The following is a 17,289-nucleotide window of genomic DNA, read 5'->3' on the forward strand; positions in this document are numbered from 1 at the left end:
ATCCGCCTTAGCAGGACTGCCAGTTCGCAGGCCAGGCCACATACAGAAACTTCACCGTCGATGGCGTACCAAATTCAATGCTGGAGCCTTTCGGGATAAACATGACGTCCCCGGCTTTAGCAATCATGGTTTCGCCTTCGTGACGAACGTGCAGCTCGCCTTCCAGAATCATGTCGATTTCGTCGTAGTTCAGCGTCCATGGGAAAAAGGCGTTATCCCACTGCATGAACCCGGCGGCCATGCTGCTACCGTCCTGGTCGGTCACCAGGTCGGTTAAGCCAACGCAGTGCGGTTGCGCGCCGTCAAAACGCCCAAACTTCACGCTGCTACCGTCGATGACTTTGACACCGCCTTTGCCGGTGACCGATTTAAAGCTCGGCTGCATTCCGCCCTGCTCCAGCGACTGTTTCTCCTTCATGACTTTGTCCATCAGCTGCGCGACCAGGCTTTCGGTAAATTGCCCTTCGGGCAATTGCGCAATGATGGTTTCACGAATGCGCTGGCTCTCCGTTTTGCCATCATCCCCCGCAGCCGGTGCTGCAGCGGCGGCAGTTGGCGCGGATTCGTCGCATTCACGGATAGTGACGCCCAGCAGCTCCGCCACTTCGCGTGCCTCTGGGGTGATGATGCTGGCGCGCAGAACAACCGACATTTCCTGTTCGCCGCGTGCGTGGGCCGCACGAATATCGTTAGCTGTGATGAGTTTTTTCACCTGCCCTTTCCTCCTTTTGGCTGAGCTCAGTCAGATAATCCACCAGGTGCTGCACGCTGCGCGGGTCATGGCTATTGAGCTCGAAAATCGGCTCCTGAAACCCCATCCCGCGAAGTAGTTGTCGCGTTGCGGCGACGTCGGCATCCGGCATGTCCGTTTTGCTGATAACGGCGATTTGTCGTTTACTGGCGCCGATATCCAACAGCCCGGCAGGTAAGCGACTTTCTTTATCATTTGCCGCGTGTATATAAATCAACGTATCGACATCCTGCAGCGTGGTAATTAAGGCGTGGTACCAGCGCGGATGGCTAAAATATTCTCCCGGCGTATCGATATCGCCATTTTCATTAAACTCAACGGCCTGTGTTTTTCTGGCGAGGGAATAATTCCCCTGTAGCGCATTAAAGAGCGTTGTTTTCCCCGCGCCCACCGTACCGACAAACGCAATACGTTTCATCGCCGCCTCTGATTAACTTTTTGTCAGGTTGCACAACGTGAAATTTAATAACCGACCCAGACCGCTCACCGTCTGTAATAGCGCTTCTTCTACCGCGCCTACCGAGCCATAAATCACCAGTGCCCCGCTGAATCTATCGAGAAAGCCGATATGTACATCCGCCGCCTTCATGGCTAAGTCACCGGCAATCATCGCGGTTTCGCCTGGCGTCAGCGTCATAATGCCGATGGCGCCCGCCTCGGGAACGCCGATCTTTTTCGCCAGTTCTTCGCCAGGGTGCGCAATGAGATGCGCCAGCGTGACCTGTTTCCCCGGCACAAATTCCTGAATGATGCGTTCTTTTTCCATTGCTCACCGCCTCCGCTGAAACTGCCCTCATCGTGGCAATTTTTTGTCAGAGTAAATAACAAAATTCGGCAACCAGGTTTAAAAGGTGAAGTGGATCACTAAGAAAAGGAAAATAAAAAGGCGCGGGAGATACCCGCGCCAGAAATAATTAAAGTGAAATTACAGCGGCTGTGTTTGAGCTTCTACAACGGCCAGCGCCACCATATTAACGATACGACGAACAGAGGCGATCTGCGTTAATACGTGCACCGGTTTCGCTACCCCCATCAACACTGGGCCGACCGTTACGCCTTCGGAGCTGGAAACACGTAGTAAGTTGTAACTAATACGAGCAGCCTCCATATTCGGCATCACCAGAATATTGGCTGAGCCTTTCAGTGGGCTATCCGGCATACGGTCGTTACGGATACTTTCCACCAGCGCGGCATCACCGTGCATTTCACCGTCAATCATCAATTCCGGCGCACGCGCCTTAATCAGCGCCAGTGCTTCACGCATTTTGCTGGCAGACGGACAATTTGATGAGCCAAAGTTGGAATGTGACAGTAATGCCACCTTCGGTTCGATACCAAAGCGACGCACGGTTTCTGCCGCCATCACGGCGATTTCAGCCAGTTGCTCCGGCGTTGGGTCATCGTTGACGTAGGTGTCGGCGATAAAGGTGTTACCGCTTGGCAGCAGCAGTGCGTTCATCGCCCCGGCTGTATGCACGCCATCACGGTGACCAAACACCTCTTTCACCACGCTGAAGTGCTCATGATAGTCACCAATCGTACCGCAGATCATCGCATCGGCTTCACCGCGCTGCACCATGATCGCGCCGATAACCGTAGTGTTGGCAATCACCGCACGCTGCGCCTGCTCCTGGGTAATACCACGGCGCTTCATGATCTGGTAGTACTCGTTCCAGTACTCTTTAAAGCGCGGATCGGACTCATTGTTAACGATTTCAAAATCGACGCCGGCTTTGATCTGCAGTCCCAGTTTCTGGATACGCATTTCGATCACACTCGGACGACCAATCAGGATCGGCTTCGCCAGACCTAAGGTGATCAGCTCCTGCGTCGCATGCAGCACACGCGCCTCTTCCCCTTCCGTCAGCACCACACGCTTCGGCGCTTTACGTGCCTGGGAGAAAATCGGCTTCATGAACAGGTTGGTTTTGTAGACAAATTCGGTCAGCTTATCGATATAAGCGTCAAAGTCAGCAATCGGACGCGTTGCCACACCGGAGTCCATCGCCGCTTTTGCTACCGCTGGAGCGATTTTAACAATCAGACGCGGGTCGAACGGTTTAGGGATGATGTATTCCGGGCCAAAGCTCAGGTCCTGGTCGCCATAGGCGGAGGCCACCACTTCGCTCTGCTCGGCGTGCGCCAGCTCAGCAATGGCGTGTACCGCGGCCAGTTTCATCTCTTCGTTGATGGCGGTAGCGCCGACGTCCAGCGCGCCACGGAAGATGAACGGGAAGCAGAGAACGTTGTTAACCTGGTTCGGGTAGTCGGAACGACCGGTACAAATGATAGCGTCCGAGCGCACCTCTTTTGCCAGCGGCGGCAGGATTTCCGGTTCCGGGTTGGCGAGTGCCAGGATCATTGGCGCACGCGCCATCTTCTTGACCATTTCCTGGGTCAGCACTTTGGGACCGGAGCAGCCGAGGAAAATGTCTGCGCCGTCAATCACGTCATCCAGCGTACGTTTACCGTCATCCACTACCGCGTAAGCTGCTTTGGTTTCCGCCATGTTCGGTTCGCGGTCTTTGTAAATCACGCCTTTGGAGTCGCAGACCACAATATTGTGTTTCTGCATCCCCAGCGCCACCAGCAGGTTCATACAGGCAATCGCCGCCGCACCTGCGCCGGACACCACCATGCGTACGTCAGAGATATTTTTCTCTACCACCCGCAGACCGTTAAGAATTGCGGCGGTACTGATGATCGCCGTGCCGTGCTGATCATCATGGAATACCGGTATATTCATACGCTCGCGCAGTTTTTGCTCGATGTAGAAGCATTCCGGCGCTTTGATGTCTTCGAGGTTGATGCCGCCAAACGTTGGCTCCAGGGCCGCCACGACATTGATAAATTTATCCGGATCAAGCTCATCCACTTCGATGTCGAACACGTCAATCCCGGCGAATTTCTTAAACAGAACGCCTTTTCCTTCCATCACCGGTTTGCCAGCCAGTGCGCCGATATTGCCCAGGCCCAGCACAGCTGTACCGTTGGAGATAACCGCAACCAGGTTGCCGCGCGCGGTGTATTTGTAGGCCGCCAGCGGGTCCTTTTCAATTTCCAGACACGGGGCTGCAACGCCTGGCGAGTAGGCCAGAGCAAGATCGCGCTGTGTTGCAAGAGGCTTGGTCGGAGAAACCTGAATTTTACCTGGTACTGGAAATTCGTGGAAATCGAGGGCGCTTTGTTTTAACTGGTCATCCATCTTGTTGTTCCTTTCACGTGTCGATCAAAAAAGTGGCGCGGGTAACCATGCTACGAGCCGCACATTATCACCTCAGTCAGCGGCCCAAACTTTGAAGGTCCCCAAACTCTCGCCATTCAAAGAAAGAATTTGTTATCAACTTATAACAGCCATGTTACCTGCTTAATCCAGCAATGCCATGCTTGTCTGCTATGCTTTTTGCGTGTGCAGCCCGCAATTTTCCCAAAAGTGTGAATTAACACACGCATCTAACGCTTTACTTTTCAAGGAGTATTTCCTATGACCCGTAAAGAGCTTGCCAATGCCATTCGTGCGCTAAGTATGGATGCCGTACAAAAAGCTAACTCAGGCCACCCCGGCGCACCAATGGGAATGGCCGATATTGCCGAAGTACTGTGGAATGATTTCCTCCGCCATAACCCGACCGATCCCACCTGGTACGATCGTGACCGGTTTATTCTGTCCAATGGTCACGCTTCAATGCTGCTTTACAGTCTGCTGCATCTTTCCGGCTACGATTTGCCGTTAGAGGAGTTGAAGAACTTCCGCCAACTGCATTCGAAGACGCCAGGGCACCCGGAAATCGGCTACACGCCGGGCGTGGAAACCACCACCGGCCCGCTGGGTCAGGGTTTAGCCAACGCGGTTGGCCTGGCGATTGCCGAACGCACGCTGGCGGCGCAATTTAACCAGCCGAATCATGAGATTGTTAACCACTATACCTGGGTGTTTATGGGCGACGGCTGCCTGATGGAAGGGATTTCCCACGAGGTTTGTTCCCTGGCGGGAACCCTGGGACTGGGCAAACTGATCGGCTTCTACGATCACAACGGCATCTCGATCGATGGCGAAACCGACGGCTGGTTTACCGACGATACCGCGAAACGCTTTGAGGCCTATCACTGGCATGTAGTGCATGAGATTGACGGTCATGATCCTGAGGCAGTGAAAAAAGCGATTCAGGAAGCGCAGGCTGTTACCGATAAGCCATCGCTGATTATCTGCCGCACGGTGATTGGTTTTGGCTCACCGAATAAAGCCGGGAAAGAAGAAGCGCACGGCGCCGCGCTGGGCGAAGAAGAAGTGGCGCTAACCCGACAGAAGCTGGGGTGGCACCATCCTGCTTTTGAGATCCCCAAAGAGATTTACCGGGCGTGGGATGCACGGGAAAAAGGTGAGAAAGCGCAACAGGCCTGGAACGAGAAATTCGCGGCGTATCAACAAGCTCACCCGCAGCTGGCGGCTGAATTTACCCGTCGAATGAGCGGCGGGCTACCGGAACAGTGGGAAGAGACGACCCAGAAGTACATTACCGACTTACAGGCTAATCCGGCCAAAATCGCCACCCGTAAGGCCTCGCAAAATACCCTGAACGCCTACGGTCCGATACTGCCTGAACTGCTTGGCGGCTCAGCGGATCTGGCGCCGAGCAACCTGACCATTTGGACAGGATCTACGTCGCTTAAAGAGGATCCCGCCGGAAATTACATCCACTATGGCGTGCGGGAGTTTGGCATGACCGCGATTGCCAACGGTATCGCCCATCACGGTGGCTTTGTGCCGTACACCGCCACGTTCCTGATGTTTGTCGAATATGCCCGTAATGCCGCGCGCATGGCGGCGTTGATGAAGGCCAGACAAATCATGGTTTATACCCACGACTCGATTGGTCTGGGGGAGGATGGTCCTACGCACCAGGCCGTCGAACAGCTCGCCAGCCTGCGTCTGACGCCTAATTTCAGCACCTGGCGACCGTGCGATCAGGTTGAGGCGGCAGTAGGCTGGAAGCTGGCGGTCGAACGCCATGACGGGCCAACGGCGCTAATCCTCTCCAGACAAAATCTGGCGCAGGTTGAGCGTACACCTGAACAGGTGCAGCAGATTGCCCGCGGGGGATATGTGCTGAAGGACAGCGGCGGTAAACCGGATGTTATTTTGATTGCTACCGGTTCAGAAATGGAAATCACGCTGCTGGCGGCGGAAAAACTGACCGGTGAGGGTCGTAACGTGCGTGTGGTTTCTCTGCCCTCGACCGATATTTTTGACGCTCAGGATGAGGCGTACCGGGAATCGGTCTTACCGGCAAACGTCAGCGCCCGGGTGGCGGTGGAAGCAGGCATTGCCGATTACTGGTACAAATATGTCGGTCTAAAGGGGGCAATTGTCGGCATGACCGGTTATGGAGAATCAGCTCCGGCAGATAAATTGTTCCCGTTCTTCGGCTTTACGGTGGATAACATCGTCGCCAAAGCGCATAAAGTGCTTAACGCGTGATCCACAATGTGGGCCAGGCATCTGGCCCATGCCAGTTATCGCAACTTGGTTCCTGAGCATAACGCGCCAGGCGAAACCGCTGTCCGTCGTAGCGCCAGCGCGTCTGGATACCGCAATCAGCCAACCCTCGTCCTTTGGCGAGGGTGACCAGTTCCCGCGACTTCTCGTCAAACGTGGCGTTGGTCAGTTCCATATCCCGACTTTCGGCATCCGTTTTAAATGGCAGACTCAAACGGACGGCACTGGAGGTTAACGGTTTTGCGCGTGAAACAATCCACGCCAGATCGATGGTGTTATACGCCCCGGCTTCACAGCCGATCATCAGTAGCGCTTTGTCATCCGTCAGGGCCGTGACGCGCATCTCGCGACGCAGTGGATCGATCGAGCAGCGAATACCATTGATGCGCCAGTTACCATAATCCAGCAGCTCACTGCGCTCTTGTTGCGTTAAGGGCGTTGGCGTTGGGTTAATGACAGCCACACCTTTCAGGGCCGGGGCTGGCGGTACGCTGAGCGGCGGCTCATCACCTTTTTCGATCCAGGCGGTTTCGCTCCCCACGCGTTTTTGCTGGGCGTCGATAAACAGCAATGCGGCTTTTAATCCGATCAGTGAAAGATTTTGCGCGCCTTTTTGCAGGGTTATTGCCTTCGCGTCCTGTACGGTTTGTAAAAATGCGCTAATAGTGACCGGATCATCGGTCATCAGTTGCCAGGGCGTAATACGCCAGTGCTCACCGCTAAGCGAAAGCGGTGCGCCATCCAGCAACAGGCGCGGCGCAATTTCGCTCTCTTTTGCATGGGAAGGCTCCAGCCCTCCCAGTTCAATACGCAACACCGCATCGGTGTGCGCCCCGGCGCTGCGGCTGAGGGTCATGACCAGGCCGTGATGTTCTCCGGTATTGCGCGCCACGCAAAAATTCTGGTTATTACACGTCACCTGCCAGTCAGAAAACGCCTGCTGCGCGGGCGCGGCCCACAGCAAACGGACGGGAATCAGTCCGAGCAGAAAAATGAAAATGACGCGATAGCGCATGGACGGTACAACCCCGGAATTAAAACACACAGCCTAAGCGGTATCTTCCTTGCGCGACTGATGTGGCTCAATAAGAATCGTCGGATTGGCCGTCTATTTGTAAAGAAATATTAATACTCAGGGTTAATCCATAAGGTGCGACGACTGCAGGTAGTTCAACAACAGCACCGTTTTGCCGTCACGGATCTCACCCGTTTTAATCATTTCCAGCGCCTGCGTGAACGGCAACTCCAGAACCTCAATATCTTCATCTTCAACACCGCCGCCTGCATTTGCCCGCTGACTGTCGCTGTATTGCGCGATAAAGAAATGGATCAGCTCCGTTACGCCGCCCGGCGACATGTAGAGTTCGAACAGTTTACGCACTTCCCCCACTTCATAGCCGGTCTCTTCAATCGCCTCTTTACGAATACACGCTTCTGGTTCGTCGTTATCCAGTAGTCCGGCGCAGGTTTCAATCAGTTGGCCGTCTTCGTTACCGTTGACCCAGGTCGCGACGCGGAACTGACGGATGAGCACCACGGTTTTCTTCTCCGCGTTATACAGCAGAATTGTGGCGCCGTTGCCGCGATCGTAAACCTCGCGCTTGTGACGAATCACCTCACCGTTACTTCGGGTCAGATCATAGGTAATATTGCGCAGGATGAAGTAGTTATCAGAAAGGACTTTATCTTTGATGAGGGTAATTTTTTGCGACATACCGGCTCCACGGCGAGAAGTGAGAAATAATACTACGCCGTGAAACCGGGTTTGTCTTGACCTTCGGCTAGTGAGATTTGACTGATTTTACGCCCAGCCAGTCGACGATCCCTTGGGCAGCATGCCGCCCTTCAGCCATCGCCGTGACCACCAGGTCCGCACCGCGTACCGCATCTCCGCCGGCAAAGATTTTCGGGTTACTGGTTTGATAACGGTACGCGCTCTCAACGTTGGCGGCAATGCGTCCCCAGTTATCGACCTTAACGCCATGCGCCTCCAGCCACGGCATACCGTGCGGGTGGAAACCAAACGCCATGATCACCGCGTCTGCGGGCATAACAAACTCACTCCCGGCGATCGGCACCGGACGTCGACGCCCATTCGCGTCCGGCTCGCCAAGCTGGGTACGTAAGAAACGCACTCCGCTGACTCGTCCATCGGCATTCAACACCAGCTCAACCGGCTGGACGTTAAACTCAAAGTTCGCCCCCTCTTCGCGCGCGTTTTTCACCTCTTTTTTCGAACCCGGCATGTTGGCTTCATCACGACGATAGGCGCAGGTAACCTGGCTTGCCCCGTGACGCAGCGCGGTACGCACGCAGTCCATCGCCGTATCGCCTCCGCCCAGCACCACAACGTTCAGCCCGGCGGTATCGATAAACGGTTCTTCAGGCAGTTCATCCAGCCCCATCACCTGTTTGGTGTTGGCAATCAGGAACGGCAGCGCATCATAAACGCCCGGCGCGTCTTCATTCGGCAGGTCCGCCTTCATGGAACGATAGGTCCCCACGCCCACAAATACGGCATCGTACTCTTCCAGCAGCGTCGCCAGCGCCACATCCCTACCCACTTCACAGTTAAGTTCGAAATGAATGCCCATGGCGCTGAAGATTTCACGGCGACGCGCCAGCAGCGTTTTGTCCAGCTTGAAGGCCGGTATGCCAAACGTCAGCAAACCGCCGATTTCAGGATGGCGATCGTATACGGTGGCGCTAACGCCGTTTCGCGCTAACACATCCGCACAGGCCAGGCCTGCCGGACCCGCGCCGATAATCGCGACGCGCCTATCCACTTTCTGTACGTGGCTTAAGTCCGGTCGCCAACCTTTGCTCAGCGCCCGGTCAGAAATATAACGCTCAATATTACCGATAGTCACCGCGCCATGCTCGTTACGCACCGTGCATGCCCCTTCGCAGAGCCGGTCCTGGGGACACACGCGCCCGGTCACTTCCGGCAGGCAGTTGGTCTGATGAGAAAGCTCAACCGCCGCGTCGATGTTCCCGGCTTTGACCAGTTCTATCCACTGCGGAATATGGTTATGCAGTGGGCAGGTCCATTCGCAAATACTGTGGTCGCCGCATTTCAGGCAGCGGGATGCTTCCCGTTCCGCCTGCGCCGTGCGAAACGGCAGATAGATCTCTTCAAAGCTGGTTTTTCGGGCTTCAATCGCCAGCTTATCTGGCTCACCACGCGCAGGCGTCGCCTGCATTTGCTCACGTTTGGTGATGGCATCCTGAACAAAATCGGTAGCGCTACTGTGCCAGGGCTGACTCTCCAGACTGGCTGTACGCAGTCTGCGCGCTTTTGACAGGCCGGTAAGCGCGTTTTCCGTCACCAGCTGTAACGCCTGTGCCGGACAGTTTTCCACGCAGGCGGGGCCTTCTTCACGCCCCTGGCACAAATCGCATTTATGCGCAGTCGCTTTCACCTTTCCTTTAGCCACGGGAGTGAGTACGATCTGCATCGTGCCAAAGGGACAGGCCACGACGCACGATTTGCAGCCAATACACTTTTGCGGGTTCACCTGCACGCTGTCGTTATCATGGCTGATTGCCCCGTTTGGGCAACTTCTGGCGCAGGGGGCATCTTCACAGTGGTGGCAGGTCACCGCACTGCGCTGTTGCTGATGCTTGATGACGGTAATTCGGGGCTGAAAATGCCGCGGGCTCAGGACATGCTGCTCGCCATTGTGGGCCATGACGCAAGCGACCTCACAGGCATGGCAACCCAGGCACTGCTGGCTATTGACCATAATAAAACGATTCATGGCTTCCTTCTTTTTTGGTTGCAAAAACCTTATTCTTTATATGACTGTTGTTATTAACCGACACGGAAGGAAGCGGCAATGTTCATTTGCCCAGGAAGCACAACTATTTATCCAGAACCTGTGGCAGATCAATTTATTTCATCGCATATGAAATTGTGTTTCAGTTACCATCCAGTTTCATGGCGTTTTATTAACATTTATCAAATACACCGTATCGTTCGGGCTGTATCAAGGCGCGACGTGTATTGTGTGAGGATGCGCAAGTGACGGTAAAGCGTCCGGTCTCGGCCAGCCTGGCCAAGGCTTTTTTCTACATCGTGCTGTTGTCGATTCTCTCAACGGGTATTGCGTTGCTCACGCTGACCAGCAGCTTGCGGGATGCTGAAGCCATCAACGTTGCTGGCTCATTGCGCATGCAAAGTTACCGTCTGGGTTACGATCTGCAAAGCCAAAGCCCGCAGCTCAACGCCCACCGCCAACTTTTCCAGCAGGCGCTAAACTCGTCGGCATTACAAAATCTGAATGCGTGGTATGTACCGCAAGCGGTGAAAAGTCGCTATGGACGACTGCATGCAAACTGGCTGGAAATGAACGCCCGTCTGATCGATGGCGATTTAAAATGGTACCAGGCCAATATCAATAACTATGTCGATCAAATCGATCTCTTCGTGCTGGCGTTGCAACATTACGCCGAACGCAAAGTGATGCTGGTTTTTGGTATTTCGCTGGCAGGCGGGATTGGCATATTCACGCTCGTCTTCTTTACCCTGCGGCGCATTCGCCAGCAGGTGGTGCGGCCGCTAAATAAGCTGGTAATGGCCAGCCAGCATATTGAGCACGGTCAGTTTGATATCCCACCGCTGGATACCGGTTTACCCAACGAACTGGGGCTGCTGGGCAAGACCTTTAGCCAGATGTCGAGTGAATTACACAAGCTGTACCGTTCACTGGAAGCCTCGGTCGCAGAGAAAACCCACGATCTCCACGAAGCCAATCGCCGTCTGGAGGTGCTGTATCAGTGCTCACAGGCGCTGAATACCAGTCAGATTGATGTGTACTGCTTCCGCCATATTTTACAGATTGTCCGCGAACATGACGCCGCGTATTTCCTGGAGCTTACCGTCGGTGATAACTGGCGGATTAGTGAAGGGAGCAAAAGCCCCGAGCTGCCAATGCAAATCCTGCCGGTCACGATGCAGGAAACCGTCTACGGCGAACTACACTGGCAAAGTCCAAACGTCAATGCCTCGACCCCGCTGCTCAACAGCGTATCTTCTATGCTGGGACGTGGGTTGTACTTCAACCAGGCGCAAAAACATTTTCAGCAGCTGTTGTTAATGGAAGAGCGCGCGACCATTGCACGCGAACTGCACGACTCGCTGGCGCAGGTGCTCTCTTATCTACGCATTCAGCTCACGTTGCTGAAGCGCTCGATTCCAGAGGATAACGCTCCGGCGCAAAGTATTATGGCGGATTTCTCTCAGGCGCTGAATGATGCCTATCGTCAACTGCGCGAGCTGCTGACCACCTTCCGTCTGACCTTACAGCAGGCCGATTTACCCTCCGCCCTGCATGAAATGCTGGAAACGCTGCAAAATCAGACCTCAGCTAAACTGGTGCTCGATTGCCGGTTGCCTACGCTGGCGCTGGATGCGCAAATGCAGGTGCATCTGCTGCAGATTGTTCGTGAAGCGGTACTGAACGCAATTAAGCATGCTAACGCAACCGAAATTGCCGTCAGTTGCGTCACCGCGCCGGATGGCAATCATACGGTTTATATTCGCGATAACGGCATCGGCATTGGCGAACCGCATGAGCCCACCGGGCACTATGGATTAAATATTATGCGTGAACGAGCGGAAAGACTGAGCGGCACATTGACCTTCTCGCAGCCCTCCGGCGGGGGAACGCTGGTAAGCATCAGTTTTCGTTCGGCTGAATCCGACAGTAAGCTAACGTAAAGAACCGCAAAGCGCCGTCGGGTCTGGATCCAGGTCTGACGGCGCTGGCACAAAAGGTATGCTGTAAACGGGCATGATAATTTACATTATCTTCTTTTTTTCTCCACGTTTGCCCCGTACCTTGCCGCTAAAGTGAAGCAAGTCATACCCATAACGATACGCAGAAACACGAGGTCCCCTTTTAATGGCGAATTTTTTCATCGATCGCCCCATTTTTGCCTGGGTGTTAGCTATCCTGTTGTGTCTGACAGGAGCCCTGGCTATTTTTTCGCTACCCGTTGAGCAATATCCCGATCTGGCCCCGCCCAACGTGCGGGTAACCGCCAACTATCCTGGTGCATCTGCACAAACGCTGGAAAACACCGTGACCCAGGTCATCGAGCAGAATATGACCGGTCTCGATAATCTGATGTATATGTCATCACAGAGCAGCGGGACAGGCCAGGCGACGGTTACGCTGAGTTTTGTCGCCGGGACCGATCCTGATGAAGCCGTACAGCAGGTGCAAAACCAACTGCAATCGGCAATGCGTAAGCTGCCGCAGGCGGTACAGGATCAAGGGGTCACGGTACGCAAAACCGGGGATACCAATATTCTGACCATCGCCTTCGTCTCTACCGATGGCTCCATGGATAAGCAGGACATCGCCGATTATGTGGCGAGTAATATTCAGGACCCGCTCAGTCGTATAAACGGCGTGGGGGATATCGACGCCTACGGTTCACAATACTCCATGCGTATCTGGCTCGACCCGGCCAAACTTAACAGCTTCCAGATGACCGCCAAAGATGTGACCGACGCTATCGAGTCACAGAATGCGCAGATTGCCGTCGGGCAACTTGGCGGCACGCCTTCAGTGGACAAACAGGCGCTGAATGCGACGATTAATGCCCAGTCGCTGCTGCAGACTCCGGATCAATTCCGCGATATTACTCTGCGCGTTAACCAGGATGGTTCGGAAGTTAAACTGGGCGACGTGGCGACGGTCGAAATGGGGGCTGAAAAGTATGATTATCTCAGCCGCTTTAATGGTAATCCCGCCTCCGGTCTGGGCGTGAAGCTGGCCTCCGGCGCCAATGAAATGGCAACGGCAACGCTGGTTATTAACCGCCTGAACGAGCTGTCGCAATATTTTCCGCACGGGCTGGAATATAAGGTGGCGTATGAAACCACCTCCTTCGTAAAAGCCTCAATTATCGACGTGGTAAAAACGCTGCTGGAAGCGATCGCGCTGGTATTTTTGGTCATGTACCTGTTCCTGCAAAATTTCCGCGCCACGCTGATTCCCACTATCGCCGTTCCCGTCGTGCTGATGGGTACCTTCTCCGTGCTCTACGCCTTTGGCTATAGCGTGAACACGTTAACCATGTTTGCGATGGTGCTGGCGATCGGCCTGCTGGTGGATGACGCCATTGTGGTAGTGGAAAACGTCGAGCGTATTATGAGTGAGGAGGGCCTCTCACCGCGTGAAGCCACGCGAAAATCGATGGGACAAATCCAGGGCGCGCTGGTCGGTATCGCCATGGTACTGTCGGCGGTGTTTATCCCAATGGCCTTCTTCGGCGGCACTACCGGGGCTATTTATCGCCAGTTCTCGATTACCATTGTTTCCGCGATGGTGCTGTCCGTTCTGGTGGCGATGATCCTCACCCCTGCGCTGTGCGCCACGCTGCTTAAACCGCTGCATAAAGGCGAACAACACGGGCAGACCGGTTTCTTCGGTTGGTTTAACCGCATGTTTAACCGCAATGCCGAACGCTACGAAAAAGGCGTTGCCCGGATCCTGCATCGCAGCCTGCGCTGGATCCTGATCTACGTTCTGCTGCTCGGCGGTATGGTCTTCCTGTTCCTGCGTCTGCCGACTTCCTTCCTGCCGCTGGAAGACCGCGGAATGTTTACCACCTCGATACAGCTCCCCAGCGGCTCCACCCAACAACAAACGTTGAAAGTGGTAGAGGAAGTAGAGAAGTATTACTTCACCCACGAAAAAGACAACATCATGTCGGTCTTTTCCACGGTAGGATCCGGCCCCGGCGGGAACGGACAAAACGTGGCGCGTATGTTCGTGCGTTTAAAAGACTGGGATGAGCGTGACACCACCACCGGGACCTCCTTCGCCATCATCGAACGCGCGACCAAAGCGTTTAATAAGATTAAAGAGGCTCGCGTCTTCGCCAGCAGCCCTCCAGCCATTAGCGGCCTCGGAAGTTCGGCTGGTTTTGATATGGAACTGCAGGATCACGCCGGCGCGGGCCATGACGCGTTAATGGCCGCACGCGACAAGCTGATTGAGCTGGCCGGGAAAGACGCGTCCCTCACCCGCGTTCGTCATAACGGACTCGACGACAGTCCACAATTGCAAATTGATATCGATCAGCGCAAAGCCCAGGCGCTGGGCGTGTCCATTGACGACATCAACGACACATTGCAAACGGCCTGGGGCTCCAGCTACGTTAACGACTTTATGGACCGCGGCCGCGTGAAGAAAGTCTACGTCCAGGCGGCGGCAAAATACCGCATGCTCCCGGACGATATCAACCTGTGGTACGTCCGCAATAATAGCGGCGGCATGGTGCCTTTTTCGGCCTTTGCCACCTCGCGTTGGGAAACCGGCTCACCGCGTCTGGAGCGTTATAACGGCTATTCTGCCGTCGAGATTGTCGGTGAAGCCGCGCCCGGCGTCAGTACCGGTACGGCGATGGACGTGATGGAGTCGCTGGTCCGCCAATTGCCGACCGGATTTGGCCTGGAATGGACGGCGATGTCTTATCAGGAACGACTGTCGGGTTCTCAGGCCCCCGCCCTGTACGCCATCTCTCTGCTGGTGGTGTTCCTGTGTCTGGCAGCGCTGTACGAGAGCTGGTCGGTGCCCTTCTCCGTCATGCTGGTCGTGCCGCTGGGGGTTATCGGCGCGCTGCTGGCCACCTGGATGCGCGGTCTGGAAAACGATGTGTATTTCCAGGTCGGGTTATTAACCGTTATCGGACTCTCAGCGAAGAACGCGATATTGATTGTTGAATTCGCCAATGAGATGAACGAGAAAGGACACGATCTGCTTGATGCCACGCTGCATGCCTGTCGCCAGCGCTTACGCCCGATTCTGATGACGTCGCTGGCGTTCATCTTTGGGGTGTTGCCGATGGCCATCAGCAATGGCGCAGGTTCCGGCGGTCAACATGCGGTGGGGACCGGTGTAATGGGCGGGATGATTTCAGCCACAATCCTGGCAATTTACTTCGTTCCCCTGTTCTTTGTGCTGGTCCGTCGACGCTTCCCATTGAAGCCACGCCCAGAATAATCGGACACAAAAAAGGCGACTTACGTTGAGTCGCCTTTTTTTATCCTTTGCAGGATATGAATTTCTTCCAGAAAATTATTTACGAAGCATGACTTCGATAAAGTCTTTCCAGTTCCCCAGTTCACGTTCAATCATAACAACCTCTCTTATTATTATGAGCATTCTACGAAATCATCATCATCAAAAGAAGATCATTTAACCGATGGTTGTGATTACATCCTCCCGTGTTTGGGGTATATGTGATCACTATGCGCTAAACCCATAAATTTTATGTGACTTACTGCAACATTTTGAAATATTCATACATCATCTACTACTTTGACAATTCTGATGGAAAAACAGGCTGATGCAAACAGGCAAATTCTGATTTTCATTTATACGATAGTTTTGGAACTTTCAGGAATCATTATTCACCCTTGTTCAACAATGTTATATTTCTCTATAACGCCTGAATGACAATATGTATTATTCATGTTCACAAAACATAGGCATAAATATTCAAATTCCATCAATAAGGATTCAGATGATTACTCTCTACGGCATTAAGAATTGCGATACGATTAAAAAAGCCAGACGCTGGTTAGAAGAACGAGGGATCGACTACCGCTTCCATGATTATCGCGTCGACGGCCTGGACAACACGCTATTACAGTCCTTTATCAGCGAATTAGGTTGGGAGCCGCTGCTCAATACGCGTGGAACCACCTGGCGAAAACTGGATGAAGCCACGCGTAGCCAAATCACTACTGCGGACGCCGCCGCCGCGTTGATGATTGAAATGCCTGCAATTATCAAACGCCCATTGCTCTGCGCGTCGGGTAAGCCTATGCTGCTTGGTTTCAGTGATTCCAGTTATACGCAGTTTTTTAATGAGGTGTAATCTATGTCGTGCCCGGTTATTGAGCTGACTCAGCAGCTTATTCGCCGTCCTTCTCTGAGCCCGGATGATGCCGGGTGCCAGGCGTTAATGATTGAACGCCTGCGCGCGGTAGGTTTTACCGTTGAGCGAATGGATTTTGGTGACACGCAGAATTTTTGGGCATGGCGCGGTAAAGGTGAGACCCTGGCATTTGCCGGTCACACTGACGTAGTGCCTGCCGGCGATGTCGATCGCTGGATTAATCCGCCGTTTGAACCGACCATTCGCGATGGCATGTTGTTTGGGCGTGGCGCTGCCGATATGAAGGGTTCACTGGCGGCGATGGTCGTGGCCGCAGAACGCTTTGTCGCCCAACATCCTAATCATCAGGGCCGCCTGGCATTCCTGATAACCTCTGACGAAGAGGCCAGCGCCAAAAATGGCACCGTGAAGGTGGTTGAAGCGCTCATGGCGCGGAACGAACGCCTCGATTATTGTCTGGTTGGCGAGCCGTCCAGTACGGAAATCGTTGGCGACGTGGTGAAAAATGGTCGTCGTGGTTCACTGACCTGCAACCTGACCATTCACGGCGTGCAGGGGCACGTAGCCTACCCGCATCTGGCTGATAACCCGGTACACCGCGCAGCGCCTATGCTCAATGAACTGGTGGCGATCGAGTGGGATCAGGGTAACGAGTTCTTCCCGGCGACCAGCATGCAGATTGCCAATATTCAGGCAGGAACCGGCAGCAACAATGTTATCCCGGGCGAGCTCTTTATTCAGTTCAACTTCCGTTTCAGCACCGAATTAACCGATGAAATGATTAAAGCCAGGGTGCTGGAACTGCTGGATAAACACCAACTGCGTTATACCGTCGACTGGTGGCTCTCCGGTCAGCCGTTCCTGACCGCACGCGGTAAACTGGTGGATGCAGTAGTGAACGCCATTGAGCACTATAATGAAATTAAACCGCAGTTACTGACTACAGGCGGGACATCCGACGGGCGTTTTATTGCCCGCATGGGGGCACAGGTAGTAGAGCTTGGGCCGGTCAATGCGACCATTCATAAAATTAATGAATGCGTTAATGCCGCCGACCTGCAACTGCTGGCCCGTATGTATCAACGTATCATGGAGCAACTCGTCGCCTGATGAGTGTTCC

General features: G+C 54.1%; 13 protein-coding genes. 5 read left to right on the forward strand and 8 right to left on the reverse strand.

Annotated elements, in window-relative coordinates:
• Positions 1-7: 7 nt before the first annotated feature.
• The 4 genes from eutQ to maeB form a co-directional block, all read right to left on the reverse strand.
• A complete protein-coding gene (eutQ, locus tag FOB24_RS18350) occupies positions 8-712 on the reverse strand; it encodes an ethanolamine utilization acetate kinase EutQ (RefSeq protein ID WP_038642538.1) in 705 nt (234 codons plus the stop codon).
• Positions 690-1,169, reverse strand: a complete 480-nt coding sequence (eutP, locus tag FOB24_RS18355) for an ethanolamine utilization acetate kinase EutP (protein WP_003037998.1) — start codon at positions 1,167-1,169, stop codon at positions 690-692. Before eutP ends, eutQ begins: the two co-directional genes overlap by 23 nt.
• A gap of 12 nt (positions 1,170-1,181) precedes the next feature.
• Positions 1,182-1,517: an ethanolamine utilization microcompartment protein EutS gene (gene eutS, locus FOB24_RS18360; RefSeq protein ID WP_003037995.1), complete on the reverse strand. Its 336-nt coding sequence runs from the start codon at positions 1,515-1,517 to the stop codon at positions 1,182-1,184.
• A 159-nt stretch (positions 1,518-1,676) separates the two neighbouring features.
• Entirely contained in the window at positions 1,677-3,956 is a 2,280-nt protein-coding gene (gene maeB / locus FOB24_RS18365; protein WP_038642540.1) for an NADP-dependent oxaloacetate-decarboxylating malate dehydrogenase, read from the reverse strand.
• Positions 3,957-4,235: 279 nt separating this feature from the next.
• On the opposite strand from maeB, the gene tkt reads away from it, so the two are divergent.
• Positions 4,236-6,230, forward strand: a complete 1,995-nt coding sequence (tkt, locus tag FOB24_RS18370) for a transketolase (protein ID WP_150345290.1) — start codon at positions 4,236-4,238, stop codon at positions 6,228-6,230.
• Here the strand turns inward: tkt and FOB24_RS18375 are convergent.
• From FOB24_RS18375 to aegA, 3 genes are all read right to left on the reverse strand, one after another.
• On the reverse strand, positions 6,220-7,263 hold the full coding sequence (locus FOB24_RS18375; RefSeq protein WP_038642544.1) for a DUF1176 domain-containing protein: 1,044 nt from the start codon (positions 7,261-7,263) through the stop codon (positions 6,220-6,222). The genes tkt and FOB24_RS18375 overlap by 11 nt on opposite strands.
• Before the next feature lie 123 nt (positions 7,264-7,386).
• Positions 7,387-7,962: a GDP-mannose pyrophosphatase NudK gene (gene nudK, locus FOB24_RS18380; RefSeq protein WP_006683526.1), complete on the reverse strand. Its 576-nt coding sequence runs from the start codon at positions 7,960-7,962 to the stop codon at positions 7,387-7,389.
• Positions 7,963-8,029: 67 nt separating this feature from the next.
• Positions 8,030-10,009 (reverse strand): formate-dependent uric acid utilization protein AegA, encoded by a 1,980-nt coding sequence (gene aegA / locus FOB24_RS18385; protein WP_085049249.1) that lies wholly within the window; start codon positions 10,007-10,009, stop codon positions 8,030-8,032.
• Between the two features lie 263 nt (positions 10,010-10,272).
• Here aegA and narQ point away from each other — a divergent pair, with 263 nt between their 5' ends.
• Together narQ and acrD are read left to right on the forward strand one after the other, a co-directional pair.
• On the forward strand, positions 10,273-11,970 hold the full coding sequence (gene narQ, locus FOB24_RS18390; RefSeq protein WP_087856429.1) for a nitrate/nitrite two-component system sensor histidine kinase NarQ: 1,698 nt from the start codon (positions 10,273-10,275) through the stop codon (positions 11,968-11,970).
• A 184-nt stretch (positions 11,971-12,154) separates the two neighbouring features.
• On the forward strand, positions 12,155-15,268 hold the full coding sequence (gene acrD, locus FOB24_RS18395; RefSeq protein ID WP_069324476.1) for a multidrug efflux RND transporter permease AcrD: 3,114 nt from the start codon (positions 12,155-12,157) through the stop codon (positions 15,266-15,268).
• 75 nt (positions 15,269-15,343) lie between these two features.
• On the opposite strand, the gene ypfM is transcribed toward acrD, so the two are convergent.
• Positions 15,344-15,403, reverse strand: coding sequence for a protein YpfM (gene ypfM / locus FOB24_RS18400; protein ID WP_001386977.1), 60 nt, complete (start codon positions 15,401-15,403; stop codon positions 15,344-15,346).
• Positions 15,404-15,791: 388 nt separating this feature from the next.
• Between ypfM and FOB24_RS18405 the strand changes: the two genes are divergently transcribed.
• Both FOB24_RS18405 and dapE read left to right on the forward strand, forming a co-directional pair.
• The gene (locus FOB24_RS18405; RefSeq protein ID WP_150345291.1) at positions 15,792-16,148 is read left to right on the forward strand and encodes an ArsC family reductase; all 357 of its coding nucleotides are present in this window, start codon (positions 15,792-15,794) and stop codon (positions 16,146-16,148) included.
• Positions 16,149-16,151: 3 nt separating this feature from the next.
• Complete coding sequence (gene dapE / locus FOB24_RS18410) at positions 16,152-17,279, forward strand: succinyl-diaminopimelate desuccinylase (RefSeq protein ID WP_038642554.1); 1,128 nt, start codon at positions 16,152-16,154, stop codon at positions 17,277-17,279.
• Positions 17,280-17,289 lie beyond the last annotated feature (10 nt).

Source organism: Citrobacter werkmanii, assembly GCF_008693645.1.
Taxonomy (GTDB): domain Bacteria; phylum Pseudomonadota; class Gammaproteobacteria; order Enterobacterales; family Enterobacteriaceae; genus Citrobacter; species Citrobacter werkmanii.